The organism is Streptomyces bugieae (assembly GCF_036352915.1).
In the GTDB taxonomy this organism is placed as follows: Bacteria; Actinomycetota; Actinomycetes; order Streptomycetales; family Streptomycetaceae; genus Streptomyces; species Streptomyces endophytica.
Window position 1 is genome coordinate 1 of the sequence record NZ_JAZBJP010000077.1, and the last position, 2,183, is coordinate 2,183.

Genomic DNA, 2,183 nt, shown 5'->3' on the forward strand with positions numbered 1-2,183 from the left:
GTCGGGGGGTGGGCTGGGGGGCCGGTACGGGTCGCCGGCGGTGGGCCGCGAGGGCGCTGATGTCCGCCGATGAAACAGGCCCCGCAAGCTTGTGTCAACGGTGTTGACGTAACCTGGGTGAGGGTTGGTGATTAACTGGGCCCTGGTCGACCCCGGGCACGGCAGGGCGAACCCCAACTGCCCGGCTCGGCAAGGACTTGGACGAAGACCTCGGCCAGGAGTTCGCCGATGACGGGGAGCCGCAGGGGTGGGGATACCGATACCGCCGGAGGGGCAGGCATCGGGCGATGGCGGTGACGGTGGCGATGGCGGTGGCGATGGGGGTGGCGATGGGGGTGGGTCGGGCCCCGGCGGCGGGCCCCCGGCGGAGCGCTGGGGGCTCGACGGAGTGGCGGGTCCCCGCGGGGCGGCGGGTCCCGACGGGGCGGCGGATCCCCAGGGAGTAGCGGATCGCTACGGAGCACAGAAAGAGGTTCGGCGTGCCAGACAGCGAACACGTGCCAAACGGCGAACGCGTGCCAGACAGCGAACGCGTGCCGAACGGCGAACGCGTCCGCGTCCCGGCCGAACGCAAACGGCGCCGGCCGACCAGCTCAGGCGTGGTCCTGTCGGCCGACCTCATCGTCGACACCGCATGCCGGCTGATCGACGCGCACGGTGCGCAGGCGTTCACGGTACGCAAACTGGGCGCCGCACTCGGTGCCGACCCCTCCGCCGTCTACCGCTACTTCCGCAACACCGAGGACCTGCTGCTCGCCCTGGCCGACCGGCTCATCGGCGAATCCATGGCGGGCTTCACGCCCAGCGGGGACTGGGCCGCCGACCTGCGCGACTTCGGCCTGCGCGCCTACCGCTCCGCACTGCGCCATCCGCAGATCGCCGTCTTCAGCACCCTGCGCGTCACCGGCCGGCCGCATGAGCAACGGGCCGTCGACACCGGGGTCGGCCTGCTGCTCCAGGCCGGCTTCGACGAGCCGACCGCGGTCCGGCATTACCACGCCCTCGTCGACACGGTCCTCGGCCACGCCGCGCTGGACGCCGGCGTACTGCTGCTGGCCCCCGCCCAGCGCGCGGCGGACGAACGCGCCTGGCACGCCGAATACGGCACCCTGCCCGCCGACGAAGTCCCCAGCCTGCACCGCGTACGCGACCACCTCCCCCTCATGGCCGGCTCCGCCGTCGAACCCACCCTCGACCTGCTCCTCACCGCCCTGCGCCAGGAGGCGGCCGATCGCGCCGACTGAGGCCGCGCCCCGCAACCCCACATATCGCATATATCAGGAACAACCCGGGCATTCCCCTCGCGTCAGTGCAAACATGAGGCATGCCCTCTCGACGGCTGACGCCCCTACGGGAACGACGGGAACTGCGTCATCTGCTGGTGCTGCTCCCGATCTGCCTCATCGCGGCCGTCTGCACGATCGACCTCCTCTCGCCGCCCCATATCCACCTCGGGCCCCTCCTGGTCGCGGCCCCCGCAATCACCGCAGCCTTCGCCGGCCCCCGCCTGACGGCCGCGATCGGGGCCCTCGCGGTCGCCGCCCAGGTGTTCATCGGCGTGGCGCGCCACGTCCTCTTCACGGAGAACCTCGAGGCGCAGATCGCCGCGCTGGTGGTGGTCTCCGCGCTGGTCGTCCTCTTTGCCGCCATCCGGGACCGCAATGAGCGCCGCCTGATCAAGAGCCGCTCGGTCGCCGCGGTGGCCCAGCAGGTCCTGCTGCGCCCGCTTCCCGGACGCAGCGGCCCACTGGAGATCGCCTCGCTGTACCTGCCGGCCGAGGAGGAGGCGGAAATGGGCGGCGACCTCTTCGCCGCGGCACGCACCCTCTCCAGCACCCGGCTGATCATCGGCGACGTCCGTGGCAAGGGCCTGCCGGCGTACGGCCACGCCGCCCTCCTCCTCGGCGCCTTCCGCGCCGCCGCCCACCGCCAGGCCACCCTCCCCAACCTCGCCCGCCACCTCGACGGAGCCGTCCGTTGGGACAGCAGCCAGTGGTCCACCACCCCCACAGCCGCCCCCCAGGGAGCAGAGCGGACCGCCGGCTCCAGGCCCAACCCCCACCCCACATCCCCAACCACCCACCTTGCCGACCCCAGCCCCACCCCCAGCTCCACCCTGCCTCGCACCCCCGGCCCCACCCAGCCGCACACCCCCGGCTCCATCCCGCGTCACGCTCCCGAGT

At 72.7% G+C, this 2,183-nt stretch carries 2 protein-coding genes; both read left to right on the forward strand.

Going from position 1 to position 2,183, the window contains the following annotated elements:
* Positions 1–515: 515 nt before the first annotated feature.
* On the forward strand, positions 516–1,244 hold the full coding sequence (locus tag V2J85_RS40215) for a TetR/AcrR family transcriptional regulator (protein ID WP_330824343.1): 729 nt from the start codon (positions 516–518) through the stop codon (positions 1,242–1,244).
* 80 nt (positions 1,245–1,324) lie between these two features.
* On the forward strand, positions 1,325–2,183 hold an 859-nt coding region (locus V2J85_RS40220), incomplete at its 3' end, for a PP2C family protein-serine/threonine phosphatase (protein WP_330824344.1).